This window comes from Pseudomonas sp. RIT288 (genome assembly GCF_000631985.1).
Lineage (GTDB): Bacteria > Pseudomonadota > Gammaproteobacteria > Pseudomonadales > Pseudomonadaceae > Aquipseudomonas.
The window spans coordinates 127,361-150,208 of the sequence record NZ_JFYN01000003.1 but is presented as its reverse complement, the minus strand read 5'-3'; the positions used below and the strand labels follow the sequence as shown (position 1 = coordinate 150,208).

Below are 22,848 nucleotides of genomic sequence, written 5' to 3'. Positions count from 1 at the left end.
CGCATAAATTTGTTCAGTGATCGCCCACAGTCGACGCGCCGCGATGGAAGCCGGGCGCCGCCTCTGGTTACACTACGGTGCCGCGCTCCCGGGCGCCGGTCTGATGAACACGGAGTGACTGCCCAGTGCCCTCTCGAGCGCCCAAACGATCGCCACTGACCCAACGCTGGTCGGCGTTGCGCCGCTGGTTCGCCCAGGGCCGGCCAGCGCATGCAGGGCATGACGCGAATGCCCAGTCGATCCGCGAATATTTCCGACACAAGGCCCATGGCCAGGGTTACACCCTCAGCCACAGCCAGCAGCGCGTGATCGATTGCATGGCGCAGCAGGCCAGCCTGTTGTTCGGCGCCAAGCCGCAAACGCCGCCGAGCCTGTACCTGCATGGTGCGGTCGGACGCGGCAAGAGCTGGCTGCTCGACGGATTTTTCCAGGCTCTGCCCACCGCGCAGAAGCAGCGCGTGCATTTCCATGCATTTTTCGCCCGTCTGCATCAGGGCATGTTCGAGCATCGCGAACAGGACGATGCCCTCGATGTCACCCTCGATGAGCTGCTACACGACTGCCGGGTACTGTGTTTCGACGAATTCCATGTGCATGACATCGGCGATGCGATGCTCATCACCCGCCTGTTCAAGGCCTTGTTCCAGCGCGGCATCCTGCTGCTGGTGACCTCCAACTATCCACCGGAAGGCTTGCTGCCCAACCCGCTCTATCACGCGCGTTTCAAACCGGTGATCGACTTGATCAACGCCCGCATGCAGATCATGGAAGTGGGCGGTCCTCATGATTACCGCGGTCAGGCGAGCAATCATGCGCATCAGTTGTTCACCCAGGGCCACTATGTGTGGCCGGCCACCGCGACCCAGCGCCAGGCCTTGAACCTGCCGCCGCAGGACGCGCCGACGATTGCCCTGCCGGTGGGCATCCGGCACTTTCAGGCACGGCTGTGCGAAGGCCGCACCGTCGGTTTCACCTTCAACGACGTGTGTGAGCAACCAACGGCAGTGATGGATTATCTGGAGCTGTGTCGACATTTCGACCACTGGATCATCGATGACCTGCCGGAACTGGGTGAGTGCTCGATCGCTGCGCAACAGCGCTTCATCAACCTGATCGACGTGCTCTACGACCAGGACAAACACCTGACCCTGCTCAGCCGCTTGCCACTGCGCGAGGCGCTTGGCGGCAATGCCATCGACCTGGCCCGAACCCGCAGTCGTCTGGGGCAGTTACAGGAAACCCACTGACCAACTCAAGTCCCTTGTGGGAGCGAGCCTGCTCGCGAAAGCGTCCTGTCAGCCAATATTTCGCCAATTGACACTTCGCCTTCGCGAGCAGGCTCGCTCCCACGGGAATTAGAGGGGCCTCCAGTTCAAGTCAATGCAAATCCCGGCGTTGCCGTTATCATGTCGCCCATTCCGAGCGCCCGGCGCTTCTTTCCTTTGATAGTGAACATCCACATGCACACCCTTGCTCAATTGCGCGCCGGCGAGTTGTCGGGCATTACCCGGCTGGATCTGTCTTGCGGACTGACCGAGTTCCCCCGGGAGATTTTCGAGCTGGCCGATACGCTGGAGGTGCTCAACCTCAGCGGCAACGCCTTGAGCAGTCTGCCCGATGATCTGCATCGCCTGACCAGGATGCGCATACTGTTCTGCTCGGACAACCGCTTCACCGAGGTGCCGGAATGTGTCGGAAAATGCGCGGCGCTGACGATGATCGGCTTCAAGGCCAATCGCATCAGCCACGTGCCGGGCGCAGCACTGCCGCCGCTGCTGCGCTGGTTGATCCTGACCGACAACTGCATCGAAACTCTGCCGACGGAGCTGGGTGAGCGGCCTTATCTGCAAAAACTGCTGCTGGCCGGCAATCGCCTGCAAGCGCTGCCAGCCTCCATGAGCCAGTGCCATCGCCTGGAGCTGATCCGCATCGCCGCCAATCGCCTGCCTGAACTGCCGCAGTGGCTGCTGACCCTGCCGAGCCTGACCTGGCTGGCGTACGCCGGTAATCCGCTGGAAAACGAGGCCGATGCCGCCGCGCTGGAAGCCACGCCGCTGATCGACTGGTCGGCGCTGCGTCTGGAACAACGCCTGGGCGAAGGCGCGTCGGGGGTGATTTCCCGGGCGCAGTGGCAGCGCGCCGACGGCTCGCAATTGCCGGTCGCGGTGAAGCTCTATAAAGGTGAAATGACCAGCGACGGTTCGCCGCTGCACGAGATGAACGCCTGCATCACCGCCGGCCTGCACCCGAACCTGATCCGCGTGGAAGGCCGTATTCACGGGCATCCTGATGGCCAACAGGGGCTGGTGATGCAACTGATCGACCCAAGCTTTGGTAACCTGGCGGCATTGCCGAGCCTGGCGAGCTGCTCGCGGGATGTGTATGCCGAAGATTGCCGCTTCAGTGCCGAAGTGGCATTGAACATCGCCCAAGGCATCGCTTCGGCAGCCGAACATCTGCATCAACAGGGCATCACTCACGGCGACCTCTACGGCCACAACATTCTGTTGAACGATCAGGGCGATTGCTTGCTGGGAGATTTCGGCGCGGCGTCATTCCATGCCACCACCGACAACCTGGAAACCCGGGCACTGCAACGCATCGAAGTGCGGGCGTTCGGGGTTCTGCTCGGGGAATTGCTGGCGCGCATCGACTCAGGGTTGAGCGATGAACGACGCGAGCGGCTGCAAGCGCTGGAACAGCGTTGCTGTCAGGCGGATGTGCTGGCGCGGCCGGGGTTCAGCGAAGTGATTCAGGTATTGCACACACAATGACAAAAAGATCGCAGCCTGCGGCAGCTCCTACAGGTGTACACATAACCCTGTAGGAGCTGCCGCAGGCTGCGATCTTTTGATCTTAGCCCGCCAGACCGACAAACATGTCCTGCACGTCGTCGTGGTTGTCGAGGCCTTCCAGGAACGCTTCAACTTCAGCCATCTGCTCGTCGCTCAGGCCGCTGACCGGGTTCTTCGGCTGGTAGCCGAGTTTGGCCGACAGCACAGTGAAACCTTGCTCAGGCAACGCTTTCTGCACGGCGTCGAGGTCGGTCGGATCGGTCAGGAACAGGGTCGCGCCCTCTTCGCCCGGTTCGAAGTCCTGAGCACCGGCCTCGATCGCGGCCATTTCCGGATCGGCGTCCGGGGTGTCCGGCGACGCTTCGATCATGCCGACGTGGTTGAAGTCCCAGGCCACCGAACCGGAAGCACCCAGTTGGCCCTTGCGGAACGCCACGCGGATTTCCGCAACGGTACGGTTGATGTTGTCGGTGACGCACTCGACGATCAACGGAACCTGATGCGGTGCGAAACCTTCGTACGTCACACGGTGGTATTGCACGGTTTCGCCCAGCAGGCCGGCGCCTTTCTTGATGGCGCGGTCCAGGGTTTCCTTGGGCATCGAGGCTTTCTTGGCCTGTTCGACCACCAGACGCAGGTGTGCGTTGGTGGCGGTATCGGCACCGTTGCGGGCAGCGATGGTGATTTCTTTCACCAGTTTGCCGAAGATCTTGCCCTTGGCGTTGGCTGCCGCTTCTTTGTGTTTAACCTTCCACTGTGCGCCCATTACTCACTCTCTTGATCTGTGGCGCCGAGACATCTATTGGCCGACGCGTGGCGCCAAGTTTATACGGCCTAAAGTCGGCAATCGACCAAAAAAATCATTGTTGGATCGACATCTTCACCACGACTTGTAGGGCGATTCTGAAAAGCCCACCAGCCATGACCATTCGTGCTCGCGTTTTCGTACCCTCTGCCGTCCGTATTGCCCACAGAGCCCGTACGAATGCTCAATGACAAGGATAGCCCGTTCACCCTGACCCTGACCCTGACCGACGGCCCGCTGTGCCTGCCGGTCTTGCGTTTCAGCGGCAGGGAAGCACTCAATCAGCCGTTTCGCTTCGAGATTGAAGTGATCGGTCTGGCGCCGGCGTTGCCCCCCGGCAGCCTGCTGCGCCAACCAGCGTTCCTGCACCTGGGTACCGATCACGGGATTCACGGCCTGATCCACAGCGTCAGTTGCGAGCATCGCGCCAGCCACCGCATCGGCTACCGGCTGATTCTGGTCCCGATGCTGCTGAATCTGGAGCAGTCGCCGCGGCGCCGGGTCTTCGTGCAAGCAAGCGTGCCGGCGATCCTTGCGCAACTGCTCGAAGAACATCAGCTGCCGGCGGACAGTTACCGGATCGAGATGAGCGTCGGCCAATACCCGCCACGGGAATTTTGCCTGCAATACGAGGAAAGCGACCTGGCCTTCGTGCAACGGCTGTGTGAGGAGGAAGGCATTCACTACCACTTCGAACATCACCCGAACGGGCATGTGCTGGTGTTTGCCGATGACAACCTCAGCCTGCCGCAGGAACCGCTGCCAGTGCCGTTTGCCGTAACCGACGACACGCGATCACCTCGCATCAGCACGCTGCTGCAGCGCCATGACGCGACACCGGTCATGGCCGCGCCCGGCATTCGCAACCGAGGCCAGGCGGTCATCATCGCAGACGCGGCCAACCACCCCGTGCCCGCGCTCACGCCACTGAACCTGTCGAGCGACCAGCGCCACACCGAACAACGCAGCCGGCGCCATCTGCAGCGTCAGCGCTGCCAGTCGCGCACGATCCGGGGATCCGGCGACTGCAGCGCGTTGCGCAGCGGGCATCTGTTGCAGATCAGCGAACACCCGATCAATGCCTTCAACGAGCAATGGCTGATCACCGAGCTGCACCATCAAGGCCAGCACCCCTCGATCCTCGATCCGACAACCGACGTGCATCGCTATCGAAACGACTTCAGCGCCCTGCCCTGGTCGAGCGACTTTCGCCCGCCCCTGGCGCAGCCGCGCCCGAACATCGGCGGCTATCACCTGGCACGAGTGCTGGGATCGCCCGGCCAGCCCGCGCCACTCGATGATCGCGGGCGCATCGCCGTCAGTCTCTGGCCGACGCAGACAGCCGAGTCTGCGTGCCTGTGGCTACCGATCGCGCTGACCAGCGCCGGCCGGCTCGCCGCCCACCAGTTGCCCCGCGCCGGCAGTGAGGTGTGGGTGAGCTTCCTCGACAGCGACCCGGATCGACCGATCCTCTGTCTCGCCAACCCGCGTCCCGCGCCACCGAACGCAACGCCACCACCGCGCGACAGCAGCCTGTTGCTCGATTGGCTGCTCCACGGGGTCGATCCGTAAACACCGCAGACATTGGAATTGAGTACAGCTGCCGGACACTGGTTGGCTGGGAGGGCGCTATCGCGAGCAGGCTCACTCCTACAGTTGGATTGGGTGCGGGCAGTTGGGGGTTGGTCGGCTGGGAGGGCGCCATCGCTGGCAGGCCAGCTCCCACAAGATCAAGATCAAGATCAAGATCAAGATCAAGATCAAGATCAAGATCAAGATCAAGATCAAGATCAAGATCAAGATCAAAAGATCGCAGCCTTCGGCAGCTCCTACACAGGTCGAGTGTCAGCTCGCCGAGAGCTCTTGATCTTGCCGTGCCGGCCCCATCGGCAGGCTGAGTGGAGGGGTTTATCCGGGGGGAGGAGCGCAGCGACGTTTGGCGCAGCCAAACACATCGAGAGGAGGTGCAGCGAAGCCAACCGGAGGCGATGCCCCCGGATGAACCCCGTAACGAAGGAACCCGAGCCAAGGCGAGAGCCGAACGCCGGGGCAAGCCTTTTTGGTTACTTTTGAGGCGTTTGTCAAAAGTGACCCGCCGTAAGGGCGGAACCCAAAGCAGCCGTTACCGCAGCAACGGATATGTCCCCATCAATCAAAGCCCCCCATCACCCCTTGTCAGCCTTCCCCGCCGCCGCCGCAAACTTCGCCAACCGCACATCCAGATGCCGCGGCCGCCGCCCATGATCCTCAGCCCGCTCCTTGCGCCGAATCGCATTACGCACCATCAACGACCCCAGATACCGAATCGGCTCCGGCGGAAAATACCCCAGCGGCCCGTTCACCAATGGCGAACGGGTCCAGGGGTTATCGAGCCCTTGCACCAACGAGGCAAGAATCTGCCCGCCCATGTGACACGGCCCGACGCCACTGCCGGAATAACCAAAACCATAAAACACATTGCCACTGGCACTCATCTGCCCAAAAAACGGCAACCCGGTGACCGAGCGATCCGACGGCCCATTCCAGGTCGCATCCACCTTGACCTCGGCAAACGCCGGAAAAAACTCCCCAAGGCTGCGCTTGAGCAAATCAGCATAGGGCGATGGCTGATCGAACACCGGCAACATCCGCCCACCAAACGCAAACGTGTTGCCACCCTTGCCAAGCATGATCCGGCCGTCCGGCGTGTTGTGGTAGTAGTGCACGAAAATCCGCGAATCAAGCACCGTAACGCCGCTGGTCAAACCGATCTCCTGCAGCAGATCCGGGCGTGGTTCGGTGATCAGCATGTCGCTGGAGACAATCGCCACGCTGCGTTCGAACTGCGGAAAAGCGCGGGCCATCCACGCGTTCATCGCCAGTACCACGCGGTCGGCAATCACGCAGCCGCCAGCGGTGTGAATGCGCGCCGGACGGCCCTCCTCCAGGCCGGTCATCGCAGTGTTCTCGTGGATCTTCACGCCCAGTTGCAACGCCACCCGACGCAAGCCGCGTACCAGTTTGCCCGGTTGCACACTGGCCGCTGCCGGCGAAAACCAGCCCTCCAGATGCTTGCTGGAACCGGCCATGCGTTGCACATCGGCCACCGGACGCTGGCTGAAGGAGTTGATGCCGTTGCGCTCCAGTGCAGCGATCACGGCGTCGGTCGAACCGACCTGCGCCTTGTTGGTGGCGGTGTACAACGTGCCGTCGAGGCGGTAATCGGCATCGACGCCGTACTGTTCGCAGAACGCGCCGATGGCGTGAATGCTGCGCTCGGATTCCTTGACCAGACGCACCGCCTCCTCGACGCCGAACAGCCGCTCGAGGGTGAAATACTTGGCTGACCACGACAACGCGCAACCACCGTTGCGCCCACTGGCGCCGGCGCCGCAGATGTCGGCTTCGATCAGCAGCACATCGAGTTCCGGGTTCTGCTGCTTGAGCATGATCGCCGTCCACAATCCGGTGTAGCCGCCGCCGACGATGCACACGTCGGTGCGTACTTCGCCTTGCAGCGGCGCGCACATCGGGGATGGGTCGGCCTGCAAGGCCTGCTCGAGCCAAAACGGTCGCATGGAATTCTCCAGTCAGATGGCCACGACACAGCCTGCCGCGAACGCCGCAGCAGGCCACGGGGCAAGGGTTTTCAGTTACGCAGGGGTTTGATGGTCAGCGGGCAATTGGGAATGGACGCGCGCGGTTCCATGACCCCGACCGGGCGGCTGTTCCAGTGCGGAATCAGCACCAGCGCCGAGAACAATGCGCAGCCGGCGAAGACGATGAACACCGTCACCGAATCGAAGTAACCCGGCAGCAATCCGCCGAGCACCGCGCCGACCGAGCCGCAGCCGTTGACGAAACCGGCCGCCGTGGCACCGGCCTTGGCCTTGCCGAAGTCGATCGCCGCCGCGCCGCTGATCATCGAGTCCGGCCCGTACAGGGTCAGGCCCATGACAAACAGCAGCGCCACCACCAGCATCACGCTGCCGGTGTGCAACGCGCCCATGAACAGCGCCAGGGTCACGGTCAGCGCCAGCAGACTGAGGACGCAGGCCGGCATGCGCCGGGCGCCGAACAGTTTGTCCGAGGCCATGCCGATCATGATCGGCCCGAGCAGACCGGCCAGTTCGAACGAGGTGGGAATGATCGCCGCGCCAACCTTGCCGACACTTGGCATCTGCTCGAAGACGATCACCGGGCCCCACAACAGAATCGCGTAACGCGCCGGTTTCAACATGAAGTACGCCAGGCCCAGCACCAGCACCGTGCGGTTGCGCAGGATTTCCTTCAACGGCTCCCAGACGCTGAGTTTGCTGTTGGCTTCGGTTTCTTCAGCGCTCAGCTCCGGCTCCGGCTCCACCGCTGGCAGGCCGACGTCTTCGGGTTTGTTGCGCTGAAAAATGAAGAACAATACCGCCACCACCGCGACCACTGCCGCGCTGGAAATGAACGCCGCGTGCCAGGTGCCCATCAGCGTATACGCCCACCAGCCGGCGAACGGCGAGGCCACCAGACCGCCAAACGCATAGCAGGAGCTCCACAGACCGAGCACGCGCCCACGCTGTTCGGCGGGGAAGAAACTGCCGAGGTTCTTGCACAATCCCGACCAGCCGGTGGACTGCGCCAGCCCCTGGATCAGCATGCAAGTGGCGAAGATCGGCAAGGTGGCAAAACTGCCCATCACCAATGCCGCGCCAGCGGAAATCAGCAGCCCGCCAAGCACCACGACCCTTGGGCCGAAACGGTCGGCAAGCATGCCCCAGGTGAATTGGCCGATGGCGTAGGCCGCCAGATAGATCGCATCGAGGTTGGCCATGGCCATCTTGTCGAGCATGAAGGTCGGGTCTTCGGCGATGCCCAGTTTGGCCACCGAAAACGCTTTGCGGGTGAAATAGAAAGCGGCGTACGCGAGCCAGGTGACAGCGAAAATCTGCATGCGCCAACGCGCAATGGTGCCGATGTGCTTGTTCATTGTGGTTCTGACCTCAGGGTGTGAGTGTGCCGGCAGAATCGTTAAGTAAACGCCTGTGTTTTTTATTGTTGAGCACTGCGCCAGCGCCCCATCCCTGATGGCGATAGCGGTCAGATGAGTCCTGTTGTTGCACGCACAGGCTCATCGCCAACGCTGCTGTCCGAGCGGACAGTCAACGCTGGCGTGAGCGGATCAAAGCAATTACTGTTTAATAAATAAAATCGATTTATCGTATTTCACACATAAGCTCAGCTTGTTACTGGAGGCTGCATGTCGGTGTCTCACGCCCAACTCAAAGCCTTCCACGCCGTGGCCGTCCATGGAAGCTTTACCAAAGCCGCCGAACGGCTTTTTCTCACGCAACCGGCGATTTCCGACCAGGTGCGCAAGCTCGAGGAACGCTTCGGCGTCTTGCTGTTTCATCGCAACAAGCGTTCGGTGCGCCTGACCGATCTCGGTGAGCGCCTGCTGGCGATCACCCAACGGCTGTTTGTGATTGAAGCTGAAGCACAGGAGCTGCTGCAGGAATCCCAGGCATTGCAGACCGGCAGCCTGATTCTGGCAGTGGATGCGCCGGTGCACGTGCTGCCGCAGATCGCGCGGTTCTGCGAACGGTATCCGGGGATCAGCGTGAAGATCGAAACCGGCAACACCGATGAATCGCTGTTTCGGCTGTTCAACTATCAGGCCGATCTGGCGCTGCTCGGGCGCGATGTCAGCGATGAACGCCTGCTGTGTGTGCCGCTGCGTAACGACCCGATGGTGGCGTTCGTTTCGCGCAATCATCCGTGGGCAGAGCGCGAGTCTATCTGCCTGGCCGATCTGGATGACACGCCGCTGGTGCTGCGCGAACACGGCTCGGTGACCCGGCAGACCCTGGAAGAAGAAATGGCCCGCGCCGGCTTCCGCATTCGTCCGGCGATTCAGGTCGAGGGCCGGGAAGCGGCGCGTGAGGCAGTGGTGGTGGGGATTGGTGTGGGGGTGGTATCGGCGGCGGAGTTTGGTGCGGATTCGCGGGTGTGTGCGTTGCCGATTACCGATTGCACCCGGCGCTTGACCGAGACGCTGGTGTGCTTGCGTGAGCAGAGTTCGCGGCGGGTGGTGGCGACTTTCCTCGACATGGTGCGCGAGAGCCTGACCTGACCACCCCTGTAGGAGCTGCCGCAGACTGCGATCTTTTGATTTTGCTTTTAAACAAGATCAAAAGATCGCAGCCTGCGGCAGCTCCTACAGGGGGATATGGGCATGGCGCAATACCTGTGGGAGCGAGCCTGCTCGCGAAGGGCCATAACTCGGTGTATCAGGCCGGCGCCTGAGCGAAGAACGCCTGAATCAGGCGCAACTCCCGCCGCCGCTCCATACAGCCGATCATGTGCCGATTGACCAGCCCGTCCCCGGCAATCGGAATCGCCACCACTCGCGGGTCATGGCTGACCTCCACCGACGACACCACGCCCACCCCCAGCTCCGCTGCCACCGCTTCGGTCACCGCCTCGCGGCTGTCCAGTTCCAGCAACACTCGCGGATTGACTGCCGCCTGCGCACACGCCTGATCAAAGGTACGGCGGGTGATCGAACTCGGCTCGCGCAACACCATGATCACCTGATCCAGCTCCTTGAGCTTCACTTCGCCGGCACGCTGCGCCCACGCATGCCCGGCCGGCACCAGCGCGCAGATCCGCGATTCGCTCAAAGCTTGCAGATGCAAGCCCTTGCGCGGTTCGACTTCGGTCAGCACTGCCACGTCCGCATGCTCGGACAACAGCGCCGCCAGGGTTTCCTGCGCATTGCCCAGACGCAGGTTCACCGTGATCCCGGGATAGCGCGCGCGCAGGCTGGCGAGCATCGGCATGACCATGTGCGGGCCGTCCGCCGCCACTTCCAGACGTCCGGTCAGCAGCTGACGGTTGGCCTCGAGCAGGGTCTGCGCCTCTTCGGCCAGACCGAACATGGCACGGGTAATCGCCGCCAGTTTGGTGCCCTCCTCGGTCAGTTCCACCCGTCGCGCGGTACGCCGCAGCAAGGTGATCTGGTAATGCTCCTCCAGCGCCTTGATGTGTCCGGTGACCGCCGGCTGGCTGATGAACAGGCGTGCGGCGGCGCGGGTGAAGCTGCCTTCACGGGCCACGGCATCGAAGGCGCGCAGCTGGAACAGATTCATGGATAACCCTCGCTGATGGTTGGCATAACAACAAACAATTTGATTGATGCAACGGCGAATTGCAACGTATGCCCCGTAGCTTCATCCCCCAGCGCTTCCCGAGGACACACGAATGAGTATCGCCGAACCCATCCTGCTCACTCCCGGCCCGTTGACCACTTCAGCCCGCACCCGCCAGGCGATGATGATCGACTGGGGGTCATGGGATGACCGCTTCAACCAACTGACCGCCAGCCTTTGCGAGCAATTGCTGGCGATCCTCAATGGCGCCGCCACTCACCACTGCGTGCCGTTGCAGGGCAGCGGCACTTTCGCTGTCGAAGCCGCCATCGGCACCTTGGTGCCACGCGACGGCAAAATCCTCGTGCTGATCAACGGTGCCTATGGCAAGCGTCTGGCGAAGATCTGTGAAGTGCTCGGCCGCTCGTTCAGCACCTTCGAAACCGCCGAAGACGAGCCAACCACCGCTGCCGACGTCGACCGCCTGCTGCGCGCCGATGGTGACATCACCCATGTCGCGCTGATCCACTGCGAAACCAGCACCGGCATCCTCAACCCGTTGCCAGAGATTGCCGATGTTGTTGCGCAACACGGCAAGCGCCTGATCATCGACGCCATGAGCTCGTTTGGCGCATTGCCGGTGGACGCGCAAAAGGTGCCGTTCGATGCGTTGATCGCTGCCTCGGGCAAGTGCCTGGAAGGCGTGCCGGGGATGGGTTTCGTCTTCGCTCGCAAGGAATCGCTGGCTGCAGCCGCCGGCAACTCGCACTCGCTGGCGATGGACCTTTACGACCAGTACACCTACATGCAGAAGACCGGCCAGTGGCGCTTCACCCCGCCAACTCACGTGGTCGCGGCGCTGCACGAAGCGTTGCTGCAGTACAACGAAGAAGGGGGTCTGCCGGCGCGGCACGCTCGCTACGCCGCCAACTGTCAGGCGCTGATGGAAGAGATGGGCAAACTCGGCCTGCGCAGCTTTCTGCCGGCGGCGATCCAGGCCCCGATCATCGCCACCTTCCACGCCCCGCAAGACCCGCGCTACCAGTTCAAGGACTTCTATGAACGGGTCAAGGCCAAGGGCTACATCCTCTACCCCGGCAAACTGACCCAGGTCGAAACCTTCCGCGTCGGCTGCATCGGCCACGTCAGCCCGGACCAAATGCGCCAGGCCGTGGCGGCAGTGGGAGAAGTGCTGCGGGAGATGGAAGTCTTAGAGATCTGACCCACACCAAAAATCCTTTTGTAGGAGTGAGCCTGCTCGCGATTGCGTTTCAGGATTCACCGACGATGGCGACTGATACACCGCTATCGCGAGCAGGCTCACTCCTACAGTTTGAATCGCATTCCAATACAGGATTCTGACCAACATGAACTACGTAAACCCAAGCAAACTGCAAGCCGCGATCCTCGACTGGGCCGGCACCGTGGTCGATTTCGGCTCGTTCGCGCCAACGCAGATCTTCGTTGAAGCGTTCGCCGAATTCGACGTTCAGGTGTCCATCGAAGAAGCCCGTGGCCCGATGGGCATGGGCAAGTGGGATCACATCCGCACGCTGTGCGATCAGCCGCAGGTCGCCGAGCGTTATCGCAAAGCGTTCGGCCGCACCCCGACCGACGATGACGTGACCGCGATCTACAACCGCTTCATGCCGCTGCAGATCGAGAAGATCGCCGAGCACTCGGCGCTGATTCCCGGCGCACTGGAAACCATCGCCAATCTGCGCCAGCAAGGAATCAAGATCGGTTCCTGCTCCGGCTACCCGAAACAGGTGATGGACAAGGTCGTGGCGCTGGCCGCCAGCAACGGCTACGTTGCCGACCACGTGGTTGCCACCGACGAAGTGCCGAACGGTCGGCCATGGCCGGCTCAGGCCCTGGCCAACGTGATCGCCCTGGGCATCGACGACGTCGGCGCCTGCGTGAAGATCGACGACACCGTGCCGGGCATCCTAGAAGGCCGTCGCGCCGGGATGTGGACCGTGGCGCTGATCTGCTCGGGCAACGCGCTGGGCCTGGACTACGCCGGTTACCGGGCGCTGGGCAGCGACGAACTGGCCAGTGAACGCAAACGCATCCACGCGCTGTTCGCCGATTCGCGCCCGCACTACATGATCGACACCATCAGCGACCTGCCGGAAGTGATTGCCGACATCAACAAGCGTCTGGCCAACGGTGAGATGCCGCAATCGAGCTGATCGCGGCTATTCGTCAGAAAGACAAAAACGCCAGGGTCTTCGCGACGCTGGCGTTTTTTTTGGTTAAAGCCCTGACTCAACGCAGTGAAACTCCGATCAGCCTCAGGCAAATCCGCCAAAGCGGATTACAGTTAAAGCATGCCGTCGCACAAGAACGGCACGTGGCGACCCTGATCTGTGAGGAAACACCGTATGCCGTGGACAAGTTCCGAATCACGCTACAGCACCGTGTCCGTGCTGCTGCACTGGCTGATGCTGGTGCTGTTGATCCTGGTGTATGCCAGCATGGAGTTGCGCGGGATTTTTCCCAAGGGCAGTGGCGGCCGCTCGCTGATTCGCGAAGTGCATTACATGCTGGGCCTGACCGTGTTCGTGCTGGTGTGGTTTCGCCTGGTAGCACGCAGCATTGGCCCGGCACCGAAAATCTTCCCGGCCTCCCCGCAATGGCAAACCCTGCTGGCGCGGGTGATGCACTGGCTGTTGTATCTGTTCATGATCAGCATGCCGATCCTCGGCTGGCTGATCACCAGTGCCGAGGGGCATCAGGTGATGTTCTACGGTTTCGATCTGCCGTTACTGGTTCATGAAGACAAGGCATTCGCCAAGCAGGTGGAGCACTGGCACGTGTTGATCGGCAACATCGGCTACTGGCTGATCGGCGTGCATGCGCTGGCGGGGCTTTATCACCATTATGTGGTGGGCGATAACACCTTGTTGCGGATGATGCCCAAGCGCGGTTGAACTTCGCCTCGGTGATATTCCCCTGTGACGAGGGAGCTTGCTCCCGCTGGGCTGCGCAGCAGTCCTGAATGCAGAGAATGTGGTCTGTCAGGCAGGCCATATTTGCTGGATCAACGACGGCTGCGCCGCCGAGCGGGAGCATGCTCCCTCGCCACGGAAGTTCAACTGTAGGAGATGAATCCGCGGCGCCCCTGCAAACCGCCGGTATGCACAAAGATCAGCCGGGGTCCTGATTCAAATCCGCCCGCTTCAACCTGCTCCTTGAGCGCCAACAACGCCTTGCCGGTATACAGCGGCTCCAACGGAACGCCGCTACCGCGCTCAGTGCTCTCGATGAACTCAAGCAACACCGGATCAACCTTGGCGAAACCACCCCGGCACGCGTCGAACAACGCGTAGTCCGCCACAGCAAGACCCGACTCCCGAACAATCGCCTCCACCTGCGGTGCCACGCCATGATCCTCGGGCACCGCCAGCGCGCCGTACACCGGACGCTCTCCCGCTTCGGCAAGCACCAGCCCTGCCAGGGTCGTCCCGGTGCCGCACGCCAGCCACCAGCCGTGGTAATCGCTCCAGCCCAGCGTGCTCAGTTGTGAACTCACCTGTTGCTTGAGCGCTTTGCAGCCTAGCGCACCGGCCAATCCGCCACCGCCCTCCGGCACTGCGTGCAGATTCGGGTACTGTGCCCGCCAAGGCTCCCAGAACCCGGGCTCATGCCGCGCCCGATAGCCGCCGTAACCGAGCCAGTGCAGTTGCATGCCGAACGCCTGCAGATCGGTAACCGTGGGCGTTTGCTGTGGATGGCCACGCAACAGCCCAACGGTTTCGAAGCCCAGACGCTTGCCCGCCGCCGCGAGTGCATGCAAATGATTGGAATGCGCGCCACCGAGGCTGATGACGCCCTGCGCGCCGGCGCGGTCGGCGGCCTTGAGGTGTTCGGTGAGTTTGAACCATTTGTTGCCGCTGATCAGCGGATCAATCTGATCCAGACGCAGGATCGCGACCTCGATTCCGGCGCGGGTGAGCCAGTCGAGTTGAAGCAATTCGAGGGGGGCCTGGGGCAGCCAGTCAGAGGGAAAAAGCATCAGCGTCGCAGCATCAGAAAAAACCAATACTAACAGCACCCAAAAAACCTGTAGGAGCTGCCGCAGGCTGCGATCTTTTGATCTTGGTCTTTAAAGGCAAAGTCAAAAGATCGCGGCCTGCGGCAGCTCCTGCACAGGGCTTACAGTTCAGCCGCCAGACGCGATCCCTGATTGATCGCGCGCTTGGCATCCAGCTCAGCCGCGACATCGGCGCCACCGATCAGGTGTACGTTCTGCCCCGCCGCGACCAGACCGTCCTGCAGCTCACGCAGCGGATCCTGCCCGGCGCAGATCACGATGTTGTCCACCGCCAGCACTTGCGGCTCGCCGGTTTCGCCGATGCGGATGTGCAGGCCTTCGTCGTCGATTTTCAGGTATTCAACGCTGTTGAGCATCTGTACCTGCTTGTTCTTCAGACCGGTGCGGTGAATCCAGCCAGTGGTCTTGCCCAGGCCATCACCGACCTTGGTTTTCTTGCGCTGCAACAGGAACACTTCGCGAGCCGGTGCGTGCGGCGCGGCTTTGATCCCGGCCACACCCCCACGGGCTTCCAGGTTCGTGTCGATGCCCCACTCTTTCCAGAACGCGGTGCGATCCAGACTGGTGGCCACGCCTTGGTGCACGAGGAACTCGGAGACGTCGAAACCGATACCGCCCGCGCCAATCACCGCGACACGCTTACCTACGGGTTTGCGCTCGAGGATCACGTCCAGGTAGCTCAACACCTTGGCATTTTCCACACCCGGAATCGCCGGCACGCGCGGCGCGATACCGGTGGCGAGGATGATTTCGTCGTAACCGCCTTCGACCAGTTTCGCCACGTCGACGCGGGTGTTCAGGCACACCTCGACATTCGTGGTCTGCAGCTTGCGCTTGAAGTAGCGCAGGGTTTCGAAGAATTCTTCCTTGCCCGGCACACGCTTGGCGATGTTGAACTGGCCACCGATTTCGCTGGCCGAATCGAACAGGGTCACCTGATGACCGCGCTCGGCGGCCACGGTCGCGGCGGACAGACCGGCAGGACCGGCACCGACCACAGCGATTTTCTTGATCTGCTGCACCGGCAAATAGTTGAGCTCGGTTTCATGGCAGGCACGCGGGTTGACCAGGCAACTGGTGAGCTTGCCGCCGAAGGTGTGATCGAGGCACGCCTGGTTGCAACCGATACAGGTGTTGATTTCGTCGGCGCGGCCTTCAGCGGCCTTGTTGACGAACTCCGGATCGGCGAGGAACGGCCGCGCCATCGAGACCATGTCGGCATCGCCTTCGGCGAGAATCTGCTCGGCGATTTCCGGGGTGTTGATGCGGTTGGTGGTGATCAGCGGGATGTTCACCGAACCACGCAGCTTGGCGGTGACCTTGCTGAACGCCGCACGCGGCACCTTGGTGGCGATGGTCGGAATCCGTGCTTCGTGCCAGCCGATACCGGTGTTGATGATCGTCGCGCCGGCCTGCTCGATGGCTTTGGCCAGGGTCACAATCTCTTCCCAACTGCTGCCGCCCTCGACCAGATCGAGCATCGACAGACGGAAAATGATGATGAAGTTCGGGCCGACTGCTTCGCGTACGCGGCGAACGATTTCCACCGGCAGGCGCATGCGGTTTTCGTAACTGCCGCCCCAGCGGTCAGTACGGTGATTGGTGTGCGCGGCGAGGAACTGGTTAATGAAATAACCTTCCGAGCCCATGATTTCCACGCCGTCGTACTCGGCGCTCTGCGCCAGTACCGAGCAGGTGACGAAATCGCTGATCTGTTTCTCGATGCCTTCCTCGTCCAGCTCTTTGGGCTTGAACGGGTTGATCGGCGCCTGAATCGCGCTTGGCGCCACCTGTTTCGGGCTGTAGGCATAACGCCCGGCGTGGAGGATCTGCATGCAGATCTTGCCGCCCGCCTCGTGCACTGCGCGAGTGACGATGCGGTGCTTGAGGGCTTCTTCCTCGGTGGTCAGCTTGGCTGCGCCGGAGTACACGCCGCCCTCGTCGTTCGGGCCGATACCGCCGGTGACCATCAGGCCGACGCCGCCACGGGCACGCTCGGCAAAGTACGCCGCCATGCGTTCGAAGCCGCCCGGCTTCTCTTCAAGGCCAGTGTGCATCGAGCCCATCAGGGTGCGGTTGCGCAGCGTGGTGAATCCCAGGTCCAGCGGGGCCAACAGGTGCGGGTAATGAGCGGCGGTCATCGGTAACTCCACAACGTGCGATCACGGAAATTGCGGGAGCTCTGCGTCCCCCGTCAGTCATGTTCGACAGACTAAGAGTCGCACTGCTGTCACTCAATGACCGAAACTGACAACTTATTGATCCAAATGTGCAGCGCCCCTTGGCAAGCGCGGGCATGCGCCCTACCCTAGTCCCCACACCCTGTACCCGGTTGTTGTTGGTTTTCATGCGCAAACTTTTGTATCTGTTTTTCTCCATGGCCATCGTTGCCGCCCTGACCACCTACGCCATGTGGGCGGCGGACCGGCCGGCGGGGCATTACCTGTCGGACCTGCGCATCAAACTGGCGGTCGATCAGGGCACGCCCGCCGACCGTGGCAATCTGCTGGGCATCCAGCCGGAACTGTTTCCGACCGACTACCAAAGCCCGGAGCGCCTGCACCGCAAACTCGCGGCCTATCTGCAGCAGGCACAGGATCAGGGGCTGCTGAACGAAAAAACCGTAGTGGTGCTGCCCGAGCATGTCGGTACCTGGCTGATGATCAGTGGCGAGAAAGACGAGCTCTACCAGGCGCCGACCCTGGTCGAAGCGATGAATTGGCTGGCGGCGAGCAATCCGTTGCTGTTCGCCCGCGCCTGGCTCACTGCCAAGGGCGAAAATCGCCTCGACGACGCGCACCTGCGGATGAAGTCCAAAGCCATGGCCAAGGATTACCAGGCGCTATTCGGTGGTCTGGCCAAGGAATTCCACGTGACACTGGTAGCCGGTTCCATCGTCCTGCCCGAACCGAGCATTCGTGATGGCCAACTCAAACCTGGCAACGGCGCGCTGTTCAACAGCAGCGTGGTATTCGGTCGTGATGGCGTGCCGCTGGGCCAGCCTCAGCGGCAGATGCACCCGATCTTCGAACAACGTGACGTGATCGAAAGCGAGGACGAGCACGCGATCAACGTGGTCGAGACCCCGGCCGGGCGTCTGGGTGTGCTGATCGGCAGCGACAGCTGGTACCCGGACAACTATCGCCGACTCGACGAGCAAGGCGCGCAACTGGTGGCGGTGCCGGCCTTCGTCGTCGGCCACGGTGCGTGGGATCAGCCGTGGGCCGGTTACAAGGGTTCGAGTACACCGGGGTCGGTCAGCCTCAAGCCCGGAGAAATCAGTGAAGGTCAGGCCTGGCATCGCCTGACGCTCACCGCACAGCCACCGAGCAGCCGTGCGATCGCCGGAATGAGCGTGTTCCTGCGCGGGCAGTTCTGGGACAAGCCCGGCTCGGGGCAAAGCTTTCTCAGCAGCAACGGCCAGCAATTCGCCAATGGCGAAGCCCGTGGCGCGCGTCTGCTGAACATCTGGTTGTAAGCCATGAAGCCGCTGCCGATGCGCCTGGGGGATCTGTCGGTAGGTTTCGTTCACAGCCTGGCCGATGCGGTGCTCAGCCATGGCGCCGATCCGCAAGCGTTGCTTGAACAATACGGCCTGGATGCCGCGCGACTGGCCGAGGCCGGCGCGCGGCTGTCGATTCCGCGCTACATGCGTCTGGGGCACAGCGCGATTCAGTTGACCGGCGATCCGGCGCTGGGCCTGCGCATGGGCCAGCTCAGCCGCTTGAGTCAGGCGGGGCTCGCCGGGGTCACCGCCGCACAAGCACCGACCGTGCGCGAGGCCGCCCGCTGCCTGATTCGCTTCGAGCCGCTGTACGGCTCCAACTATCGCGGGCAATCGAGCTTTCACGAGGATACCCATGGCGCCTGGCTGCGCTTCTATTCGATCAGCCCGTACAACGCCTATAACCGTTTTGTGGTGGATTCGATCATCGCCGGCTGGCTGCATCAGCTGTCCAGCGTCGGTCGCGAGCCCCTGCGGGCCGAGCGCATCGAAATCGAATTTGACGCGCCGGACTATCGCGACGCCTACAGCGTACTGGGCGACTGCCCGATCCAGTTCGGCGCCGAACGCAATCAACTGCGCTTAAGCCTCACCAGCCTCGCCCGACGCAACCCGGAACATTGTCCGAGTACCTGGAAACACTTGCTCGCGTTGTGTGAACGGGAACTGGAGCAATTGACCCGCACCCGCAGCCTGCGAGAACGCATCACTCAGCTGCTGGGGCCGTTGCTCAATGGTGGCCGGGAACCCGACCTGGAAGAAGTGGCGGCGCGCCTGAAGCTGCCGACCTGGACCTTGCGCCGCAAACTGGCCGAGGAAGGCACGCAGTTTCGCGCGATCCTCAACGACACGCGCCGTGATCTGGCGATGACCTACATCCGCGACACCGAACTGGCGTTCGGCGAAATCGCCTATCTGCTGGGTTTTGCTTCAGCCGAGGCGTTTCAGCGCGCCTTCAAGCGCTGGAGCGGTCAGACCCCCGGCGAGTTTCGCCGCAGTCACCGCAAAACGGCATAAAAGCTACAAGCTGCAAGCAAGCGCTTATAGCTCGGTGGCGTCTTCGGCAGGCTCTGGCTGATCCAGTTCATACGCCTGGTATTCGAGCAGTTCTTCTTGATAGTCATCCATCGTGTCATCCCCCTACTGCCCGCTTGAAAAATAGCCCGGTCAAATGACCAGTGCCTCGAGCCTATCGTGCCCGTATGAAGGAAAAGTGACATCCAGCCTTCATGAATAAAACGTAGCAGGTGGTCAGGAATTTATCGCGGGAATTTTGTCAGGGGAATGTAACGAGATTTCACGCATCGCAGAAACAACAGTGGGAGCAGACTTGCTCCCACAGGGTTTCGCACCGGGCTTACTGCATTGCCGGAATCGGCTCGGACGGTGGCGGAATATTGGTCGGGTTGGCCGGCGGCGTGATCGTTTCGCTGGCGGGTGCTGGTTCAGCACTCGGTGCCGGGGTGATCGGCGCAGACTCCGCAGGCGGCACCACGGGTTCGGAACCCGTTGGCGTCGGTGCAACCGGAGCCGGCGCCGGGGTCGCTGCCGGGGCTGCCGGCGTCGTGGTCTGGGCTGGTTCGACAATCCCGGCTGGCGGCGGCGCAGGCGTTGCCTCTACCGCCGGGGCAGGTGTTGCCGGCGCTACAGCGGCAGGCTTGGGCTCCGGCACACCCAGATCGGTCTTGGGTTTTTCTTCGATGTGCGCGGCTTTCTTCGCATCGGCTGGCAGGAACAACTCAACCAGGGTGAAGAAACGCTCGTAGAACTTCTGCGAGGTCACGGTCTCACTGGCCACCTTGACCATCGAATCATCGGAGGAGCCGATCGGCATCGACACCGAACCCAACACACCAACCCCGAGGCTGGCGGAGTTGTTGGTCTTCTTCAGCGCATAGCGATCCTGCAAGGCATTGGCGAACACCGTGGCATGGTGCTTGGAGCTGCCGTCTTCGGTACACACCACATTGAAGCTGATCTCCATGTGGGTTTCACCGGTTTGCTGGAAGCTTTTGTGGCCACTGATCAGTTTCGGGTCACTGCTGGTGATGATGTAGCCCTGGCTGAGCAACGCACGACGGGCCGCCTCGCAACTCGCGGTGTCAGCCACCGGATAATTGCGCGAGAACGTGCCGGAATCATCGAAGTTCTCATGCTCATAGATCGGCTTGTCCTTCGAACAGCCAGCAACAGCGGTCAACAACAGCGCCAACCCAAAGACACGCATGGGAGTTGAAATCAACATTGAACATCCTGAGGGAAAACAGTCCGGGGCGTATTGTGCAACAGAACTTGGCCCTGCGGCGCATGGATTGTGTCTTAAAGCCGTTACAACCCTACTGACCCTTGTTTGCCGGAAAAAGTCGCAGCGACAAATGATCGATGAAGACGCGCAATTTGGCGGTGGCATGCCGGCTGGAGGGCCATAGCACCCAGAACTGACCGGTGTGTTTCATATGTGCATCCAGCACTCGCTGCAAGCGCCCCTGCGCTATGTCCTCATGGGTCATGAAATCCGGCAGGCAGGCGATACCCATCCCTGCCAGGGTCGCATGATTGACGGCTTCGATGGAGGTGGTGACCAGCCGCGTCGGCAAGCTCGGCTCCGGCGCGCCCTCCTCGCCAATCAATGGCCACGGTTCCAGCTTGCCGGTGGCATGAAAGGTGTGCCGCAAGCAGGCGTGCTCCGCCAGATCGGCGGGAGTTTGCGGTACGCCGCGCTGCTGCAGATACAACGGGCTCGCCACCAGCACCATGTGAAACTCGCCCAAGGGCCGCGCCATCAGCCGTGAATCTCGTGGTTGACCGGTACGAATCACCGCATCGAAGCCCTCCTCGACCACGTCGACCATGCGGTCGGTCAGGTCCAGATCCAGCTCGATCTGCGGGTACAGCGCCATGAACTCATTCATCACCGGCATCACCAGGCCATGCACCTGCGGCAGGCTGATGCGCAGTTTGCCATGGGGTTGCGATGCGGAATCGCAGAGTTCGAACTCGGCGGCTTCCACCTCGGCGAGAATCTTGCGACAGCGTGCGAGAAACAGCGCGCCCTCGCTGGTGAGGGTGATGCTGCGGGTGGTGCGATGAAACAGCCGCACACCCAATCGCGCCTCCAGCCGGGCGATACTTTTGCCCACCGCTGAAGCCGAAACGCCCTGCAGCCGCCCCGCCTCGGTAAAACTGCGGGTCTCGGCGACCTGCACAAACACCGAAATACTGCCCAGACTGTCCATTCCACCCCTCCGATTCACGACATCCATGTCCGATATGTTCGGAACCGTACCCCATTTTTCTCCAATGCGCAGCGCCCTAGCCTATGGCCTTCACCCACTTCGGCACATGGACGCTGACTCATGAACGACGCACAACTGACCTCCTCAGCCCTCACCCAGCCAGTCGACACCCGCGACCGATTACCCCTCGGCGCCTTGCTGGCCCTGGCCACCGCCGGTTTCATCACGGTGTTGACCGAAGCCATGCCCGCCGGCCTGCTGCCACAAATGAGCGCGGGGCTGAATGTCTCCCAGGCACTGATCGGGCAACTGGTTACCCTGTACGCGATTGGCTCGATGCTCGCCGCCATTCCGCTGACCATCGTCACCCGCAGCTGGCGTCGTCGGCCATTGCTGCTGTCAGCCATCGGCGGCTTCGCCATCGCCAATAGCATCACCGCCGTGTCGGAGTGGTACTGGCTGACCCTGATCGCACGTTTGCTCGCCGGGATATTTGCCGGGCTGCTGTGGGCGTTGCTGGCAGGCTACGCCAGCCGCATGGTTGCCCCACACCTGCAAGGCCGCGCGATCACCGTAGCCATGCTCGGCGCACCGCTGGCACTGTCGCTGGGCATTCCGGCGGGAACACTGCTCGGCACACTGGTCGGCTGGCGCCTGAGCTTCGCCATCATGACCGGTCTGACGCTGCTGCTGGTAATCTGGGTGCGCTGGCAAGTGCCGGACTTTGCCGGAGAACGCGCAGGAAAACGCCTGCCTCTGCGTCAGGTCTTCACCCTGCCTGGCGTACGCTCGGTGCTGTTCGTGACCTTGACCTACGTGATCGCCCACAACCTGCTGTACACCTACATCGCACCGTTCCTGCAACCGTCGGGACTGGCCAGCGATATCGACCGAGTGCTGCTGGTGTTCGGCCTCGCCTCAGTGCTGAGCCTGTGGATCGTCGGCAGCCTGATCGATCACTGGCTGCGCGAGCTGATGCTGATCAGCACGCTGCTGTTCATGCTCTCCGCCATCGCCTTGGGCCTGTGGCGAGAATCGGCGACCGTGGTCTACATCGCCGTCGCCGTGTGGGGCCTGGCGTTTGGTGCGATGCCCTCTCTGCTGCAGACTGCCTCGGCGAAAACCGCTGGAGAGGCTGCCGATACGGCGCAGTCCATGCTGGTGACACTGTGGAATGTCGGGATTGCCGGGGGTGGCCTGGCGGGTGGTTTGCTGCTGGGGAGTCTGGGGGTTGGGGGTTTTCCGTGGATTGTTGTGGGGTTGCTGGTTTTGACCTTGAGTGCGGTACTCAGGGCGCGGGGCTATGGGTTTGTGTGATTGGAAGAATGGGAT

General features: G+C 62.0%; 18 protein-coding genes. 10 read left to right on the top strand and 8 right to left on the bottom strand.

What is annotated here, in order from left to right; all coding sequences use genetic code 11:
* The first annotated feature begins 125 nt into the window (after nt 1–125).
* Nucleotides 126–1,247, top strand: coding sequence for a cell division protein ZapE (zapE, locus tag BW33_RS05275; protein WP_047597508.1), 1,122 nt, complete (start codon nt 126–128; stop codon nt 1,245–1,247).
* 213 nt (nt 1,248–1,460) lie between these two features.
* Entirely contained in the window at nt 1,461–2,774 is a 1,314-nt protein-coding gene (locus BW33_RS05270) for a protein kinase (protein ID WP_047597504.1), read from the top strand.
* An 82-nt stretch (nt 2,775–2,856) separates the two neighbouring features.
* Here the strand turns inward: BW33_RS05270 and BW33_RS05265 are convergent, their stop codons facing one another.
* Nucleotides 2,857–3,561: a YebC/PmpR family DNA-binding transcriptional regulator gene (locus tag BW33_RS05265; protein ID WP_007961154.1), complete on the bottom strand. Its 705-nt coding sequence runs from the start codon at nt 3,559–3,561 to the stop codon at nt 2,857–2,859.
* Between the two features lie 219 nt (nt 3,562–3,780).
* Between BW33_RS05265 and BW33_RS05260 the strand changes: the two genes are divergently transcribed.
* Nucleotides 3,781–5,172: a type VI secretion system Vgr family protein gene (locus BW33_RS05260; protein ID WP_047597500.1), complete on the top strand. Its 1,392-nt coding sequence runs from the start codon at nt 3,781–3,783 to the stop codon at nt 5,170–5,172.
* 593 nt (nt 5,173–5,765) lie between these two features.
* Here BW33_RS05260 and BW33_RS05250 read toward each other — a convergent pair.
* Nucleotides 5,766–7,157, bottom strand: coding sequence for an FAD-dependent oxidoreductase (locus tag BW33_RS05250; RefSeq protein WP_047597495.1), 1,392 nt, complete (start codon nt 7,155–7,157; stop codon nt 5,766–5,768).
* 71 nt (nt 7,158–7,228) lie between these two features.
* Entirely contained in the window at nt 7,229–8,554 is a 1,326-nt protein-coding gene (locus BW33_RS05245; RefSeq protein ID WP_047597493.1) for an MFS transporter, read from the bottom strand.
* Between the two features lie 270 nt (nt 8,555–8,824).
* Between BW33_RS05245 and BW33_RS05240 the strand changes: the two genes are divergently transcribed.
* Nucleotides 8,825–9,697, top strand: coding sequence for a LysR family transcriptional regulator (locus BW33_RS05240; protein WP_047597491.1), 873 nt, complete (start codon nt 8,825–8,827; stop codon nt 9,695–9,697).
* 157 nt (nt 9,698–9,854) lie between these two features.
* Here the strand turns inward: BW33_RS05240 and BW33_RS05235 are convergent, their stop codons facing one another.
* Nucleotides 9,855–10,715 (bottom strand): LysR substrate-binding domain-containing protein, encoded by an 861-nt coding sequence (locus BW33_RS05235; protein ID WP_047597490.1) that lies wholly within the window; start codon nt 10,713–10,715, stop codon nt 9,855–9,857.
* A gap of 112 nt (nt 10,716–10,827) precedes the next feature.
* On the opposite strand from BW33_RS05235, the gene BW33_RS05230 reads away from it, so the two are divergent.
* The 3 genes from BW33_RS05230 to BW33_RS05220 all read left to right on the top strand — a co-directional run bounded on the left by BW33_RS05230 (nt 10,828) and on the right by BW33_RS05220 (nt 13,651).
* Nucleotides 10,828–11,937: a 2-aminoethylphosphonate--pyruvate transaminase gene (locus tag BW33_RS05230; RefSeq protein WP_047597489.1), complete on the top strand. Its 1,110-nt coding sequence runs from the start codon at nt 10,828–10,830 to the stop codon at nt 11,935–11,937.
* Nucleotides 11,938–12,082: 145 nt separating this feature from the next.
* Nucleotides 12,083–12,910 carry a phosphonoacetaldehyde hydrolase gene (phnX, locus tag BW33_RS05225; RefSeq protein WP_047597488.1) on the top strand — a complete coding sequence of 276 codons (828 nt, stop codon included), beginning with the start codon at nt 12,083–12,085 and terminating at the stop codon, nt 12,908–12,910.
* 192 nt (nt 12,911–13,102) lie between these two features.
* The gene (locus tag BW33_RS05220) at nt 13,103–13,651 is read left to right on the top strand and encodes a cytochrome b (protein ID WP_047597487.1); all 549 of its coding nucleotides are present in this window, start codon (nt 13,103–13,105) and stop codon (nt 13,649–13,651) included.
* Between the two features lie 161 nt (nt 13,652–13,812).
* On the opposite strand, the gene BW33_RS05215 is transcribed toward BW33_RS05220, so the two are convergent.
* Both BW33_RS05215 and BW33_RS05210 read right to left on the bottom strand, forming a co-directional pair.
* On the bottom strand, nt 13,813–14,736 hold the full coding sequence (locus BW33_RS05215; protein WP_442965391.1) for a 1-aminocyclopropane-1-carboxylate deaminase/D-cysteine desulfhydrase: 924 nt from the start codon (nt 14,734–14,736) through the stop codon (nt 13,813–13,815).
* Between the two features lie 140 nt (nt 14,737–14,876).
* Complete coding sequence (locus tag BW33_RS05210) at nt 14,877–16,916, bottom strand: oxidoreductase (RefSeq protein ID WP_047597486.1); 2,040 nt, start codon at nt 16,914–16,916, stop codon at nt 14,877–14,879.
* Between the two features lie 206 nt (nt 16,917–17,122).
* Between BW33_RS05210 and BW33_RS05205 the strand changes: the two genes are divergently transcribed.
* Nucleotides 17,123–18,253, top strand: coding sequence for a nitrilase-related carbon-nitrogen hydrolase (locus BW33_RS05205; protein WP_047597485.1), 1,131 nt, complete (start codon nt 17,123–17,125; stop codon nt 18,251–18,253).
* Between the two features lie 3 nt (nt 18,254–18,256).
* Nucleotides 18,257–19,297, top strand: coding sequence for an AraC family transcriptional regulator (locus BW33_RS05200; protein WP_047597484.1), 1,041 nt, complete (start codon nt 18,257–18,259; stop codon nt 19,295–19,297).
* A 340-nt stretch (nt 19,298–19,637) separates the two neighbouring features.
* On the opposite strand, the gene BW33_RS05195 is transcribed toward BW33_RS05200, so the two are convergent.
* Both BW33_RS05195 and BW33_RS05190 read right to left on the bottom strand, forming a co-directional pair.
* The gene (locus BW33_RS05195) at nt 19,638–20,525 is read right to left on the bottom strand and encodes a DUF2242 domain-containing protein (RefSeq protein ID WP_047597481.1); all 888 of its coding nucleotides are present in this window, start codon (nt 20,523–20,525) and stop codon (nt 19,638–19,640) included.
* A gap of 91 nt (nt 20,526–20,616) precedes the next feature.
* A complete protein-coding gene (locus BW33_RS05190; RefSeq protein WP_047597479.1) occupies nt 20,617–21,516 on the bottom strand; it encodes a LysR family transcriptional regulator in 900 nt (299 codons plus the stop codon).
* 120 nt (nt 21,517–21,636) lie between these two features.
* On the opposite strand from BW33_RS05190, the gene BW33_RS05185 reads away from it, so the two are divergent.
* Nucleotides 21,637–22,833 (top strand): MFS transporter, encoded by a 1,197-nt coding sequence (locus BW33_RS05185; RefSeq protein ID WP_047597478.1) that lies wholly within the window; start codon nt 21,637–21,639, stop codon nt 22,831–22,833.
* The last annotated feature ends 15 nt before the right edge of the window (nt 22,834–22,848 follow it).

Bases quoted from the DNA above. Each gene is read 5' to 3' on its own strand.
- phnX (WP_047597488.1), top strand. From the start codon at position 12,083: ATGAACTACGTAAACCCAAGCAAACTGCAAGCCGCGATCCTCGACTGG.
- BW33_RS05230 (WP_047597489.1), top strand. From the start codon at position 10,828: ATGAGTATCGCCGAACCCATCCTGCTCACTCCCGGCCCGTTGACCACT.
- BW33_RS05235 (WP_047597490.1), bottom strand. From the start codon at position 10,715: ATGAATCTGTTCCAGCTGCGCGCCTTCGATGCCGTGGCCCGTGAAGGC.
- BW33_RS05185 (WP_047597478.1), top strand. From the start codon at position 21,637: ATGAACGACGCACAACTGACCTCCTCAGCCCTCACCCAGCCAGTCGAC.
- BW33_RS05220 (WP_047597487.1), top strand. From the start codon at position 13,103: ATGCCGTGGACAAGTTCCGAATCACGCTACAGCACCGTGTCCGTGCTG.
- BW33_RS05250 (WP_047597495.1), bottom strand. From the start codon at position 7,157: ATGCGACCGTTTTGGCTCGAGCAGGCCTTGCAGGCCGACCCATCCCCG.
- BW33_RS05200 (WP_047597484.1), top strand. From the start codon at position 18,257: ATGAAGCCGCTGCCGATGCGCCTGGGGGATCTGTCGGTAGGTTTCGTT.
- BW33_RS05270 (WP_047597504.1), top strand. From the start codon at position 1,461: ATGCACACCCTTGCTCAATTGCGCGCCGGCGAGTTGTCGGGCATTACC.
- BW33_RS05240 (WP_047597491.1), top strand. From the start codon at position 8,825: ATGTCGGTGTCTCACGCCCAACTCAAAGCCTTCCACGCCGTGGCCGTC.
- BW33_RS05195 (WP_047597481.1), bottom strand. From the start codon at position 20,525: ATGTTGATTTCAACTCCCATGCGTGTCTTTGGGTTGGCGCTGTTGTTG.
- BW33_RS05205 (WP_047597485.1), top strand. From the start codon at position 17,123: ATGCGCAAACTTTTGTATCTGTTTTTCTCCATGGCCATCGTTGCCGCC.
- BW33_RS05260 (WP_047597500.1), top strand. From the start codon at position 3,781: ATGCTCAATGACAAGGATAGCCCGTTCACCCTGACCCTGACCCTGACC.
- BW33_RS05245 (WP_047597493.1), bottom strand. From the start codon at position 8,554: ATGAACAAGCACATCGGCACCATTGCGCGTTGGCGCATGCAGATTTTC.
- BW33_RS05190 (WP_047597479.1), bottom strand. From the start codon at position 21,516: ATGGACAGTCTGGGCAGTATTTCGGTGTTTGTGCAGGTCGCCGAGACC.
- BW33_RS05210 (WP_047597486.1), bottom strand. From the start codon at position 16,916: ATGACCGCCGCTCATTACCCGCACCTGTTGGCCCCGCTGGACCTGGGA.
- BW33_RS05215 (WP_442965391.1), bottom strand. From the start codon at position 14,736: ATGCTTTTTCCCTCTGACTGGCTGCCCCAGGCCCCCCTCGAATTGCTT.
- BW33_RS05265 (WP_007961154.1), bottom strand. From the start codon at position 3,561: ATGGGCGCACAGTGGAAGGTTAAACACAAAGAAGCGGCAGCCAACGCC.